Source organism: Tanticharoenia sakaeratensis NBRC 103193 (assembly GCF_000963885.1).
GTDB lineage: Bacteria > Pseudomonadota > Alphaproteobacteria > Acetobacterales > Acetobacteraceae > Tanticharoenia > Tanticharoenia sakaeratensis.
Genome location: NZ_BALE01000067.1, coordinates 2,501 through 5,438, shown reverse-complemented (window position 1 = coordinate 5,438; position 2,938 = coordinate 2,501). Strand labels below are relative to the sequence as shown.

At 55.7% G+C, this 2,938-nt stretch carries 1 tRNA gene and 2 rRNA genes (1 of these 3 only partly in view); all 3 read right to left on the bottom strand.

The window, feature by feature from the left end:
- Positions 1–77, bottom strand: a tRNA-Met gene (locus tag B8446_RS15855).
- A 39-nt stretch (positions 78–116) separates the two neighbouring features.
- Positions 117–232 (bottom strand): 5S ribosomal RNA (gene rrf / locus B8446_RS15850).
- An 88-nt stretch (positions 233–320) separates the two neighbouring features.
- Positions 321–2,938 (bottom strand): 23S ribosomal RNA (locus B8446_RS15845); it runs 119 nt beyond the window's last position.

The window sequence follows — 2,938 nt, the reverse complement described above, 5'->3', positions numbered from 1 at the left end:
TGGTTGCGGGGGCAGGATTTGAACCTGCGGCCTTCAGGTTATGAGCCTGACGAGCTACCGGGCTGCTCCACCCCGCGTTTGTGGTGTGGTGTGTGTTGGTGAGGGTGGGTCAGGGGACCTGGCGGCGACCGACTTTCCCGCGTCTTAAGACGCAGTATCATAGGCGCTGGGGCATTTCACGGCCGAGTTCGGGATGGGATCGGGTGGTTCGCTCCCCGCCATGGCCACCAGGTCTTCTGGCCCACCCTGGTATCAGGGTGGTGAGGTTGGTGTTGAGAGAGGATGTGTTGCGTGGGTGGTTACTGTGCGTGTGTGTTTTGATGTGTGAGCGATATGGGCGATTAGGACCAGTTAGCTGAACGCGTTACCACGCTTATACACCTGGCCTATCGACGTGATGGTCTATCACGGCCCTATGAGACCTCGTTTTGAGGTAAGTTTCCCGCTTAGATGCTTTCAGCGGTTATCTTGTCCGCACTTAGCTACCCGGCTGTGCCGCTGGCGCGACAACCGGTGCACCAGAGGTGCGTTCATCCCGGTCCTCTCGTACTAGGGACAAATCCTCTCAAGTCTCACACACCCACGGCAGATAGGGACCGAACTGTCTCACGACGTTCTAAACCCAGCTCACGTACCACTTTAATCGGCGAACAGCCGAACCCTTGGGACCTGCTCCAGCCCCAGGATGTGATGAGCCGACATCGAGGTGCCAAACCTCCCCGTCGATGTGGACTCTTGGGGGAGATCAGCCTGTTATCCCTAGAGTACCTTTTATCCGTTGAGCGATGGCCCGTCCACGTGGGACCACCGGATCACTATGGCCGACTTTCGTCTCTGCTCGAGCTGTCACTCTCGCAGTCAGGCGGGCTTATGCCATTGCACTCAACAGTCGATGTCCGACCGACCTGAGCCCACCATCGCGCGCCTCCGTTACACTTTGGGAGGCGACCGCCCCAGTCAAACTGCCCACCATGCAGGGTCCCGGACCAGGCTTACTGGTCGCGGTTAGACATCAGAAAAATTCAGGGTGGTATTTCAAGGACGGCTCCACACAGACTGGCGCCCATGCTTCAAAGCCTCCCACCTATCCTACACAGGACTTTCCTGATGCCACTGCAAAGCTGCAGTAAAGGTTCATAGGGTCTTTCCGTCTGACCGCGGGTACCCCGCATCTTCACGGGGAATTCAATTTCGCTGAGCCGATGCTGGAGACAGCGGGGAAGTCGTTACGCCATTCGTGCAGGTCGGAACTTACCCGACAAGGAATTTCGCTACCTTAGGACCGTTATAGTTACGGCCGCCGTTTACCGGGGCTTCAATTCAATGCTTGCACATCTCCTCTTAACCTTCCGGCACCGGGCAGGCGTCAGGCCGTATACGTCGTCTCTCGACTTCGCACAGCCCTGTGTTTTTACTAAACAGTCGCTACCCCCTGGTCTGTGCCACCCACCAATGGTTGCCCACCAATGGGTCTCGTTTATCCCGAAGTTACACGAGCAATTTGCCTAGTTCCTTCAGCATCGTTCTCTCAAGCGCCTTGGTATGCTCTACCAGTCCACCTGTGTCGGTTTCGGGTACGGTCTGTATGCCAGAGCTATTTCCCGGAATGCTCCAAAAGCCTGGTCAATCCAATAAGACCAGACAACATATCGCATTCGTCACTTCTGGCAGGCTCAGGACTATTCACCTGATTCCCATCGACTACGGCTCTCGCCCTCGCCTTAGGGGCCGGCTCACCCTGCGTGGATTAACCTTGCGCAGGAACCCTTGGACTTTCGGCGACAGTGTTTCTCGCACTGTTTGTCGCTACTCATGTCAGCATTCGCACTTCCGATATCTCCAGAGAGGGTCACCCCGTCTCCTTCGCAGACCTACGGAACGCTCCGCTACCGCGCATACAATGTATGCACCCACAGCTTCGGCACGTGGCTTGAGCCCCGTTACATTTTCGGCGCAGGGTTTCTAATAGACCAGTGAGCTATTACGCTTTCTTTAAAGGATGGCTGCTTCTAAGCCAACCTCCTGGTTGTTTTGGAATCCCCACATCCTTTCCCACTTAGCCACGATTTGGGGGCCTTAGCTGGTGGTCTGGGCTGTTTCCCTCTCGACAATGGACCTTAGCACCCACTGTCTGTCTGCCGGGCTCATACTCCTGGGTATTCGGAGTTTGGTTAGGTTTGGTAAGACTTTGGGTCCCCCTAGCCCATCCAGTGCTCTACCCCCCAGGGCAATACCCGACGATCTACCTCAATAGATTTCGCGGAGAACCAGCTATCTCCGAGTTTGATTGGCCTTTCACCCCTAGCCACAGCTCATCCCCGACTTTTTCAACAGGCGTGGGTTCGGCCCTCCAGTGCGTGTTACCGCACCTTCAGCCTGGCCATGGCTAGATCACTCGGTTTCGGGTCTTCTGCCAGCAACTATGCGCCCTATTCAGACTCGCTTTCGCTACGCCTACACCTAACGGCTTAAGCTCGCTGCAAACAGAAACTCGCTGACCCATTATACAAAAGGTACGCCGTCACCCCATAAGAGGCTCCGACTGCTTGTAGGCATCCGGTTTCAGGTCTCTTTCACTCCCCTTGTCGGGGTGCTTTTCACCTTTCCCTCACGGTACTTGTTCGCTATCGGTCATCAGGGAGTATTTAGGCTTGGAGGGTGGTCCCCCCATGTTCAGACAGGGTTTCACGTGCCCCGCCCTACTCAAGTCCTCGTCAAAGCATTACGCATACGGGGCTATCACCCACTATTGCCGAACTTTCCAGATCGTTTTGCTTGTCTTTAACGAGGCACTGGCCTGGTCCGCGTTCGCTCGCCACTACTAGCGGAATCTCTGTTGATGTCTTTTCCTCCAGGTACTGAGATGTTTCAGTTCCCCGGGTTCGCCTCATACACCTATGTATTCAGTGCATGATCCTCTTGCGAGGGGGTTGCCCCA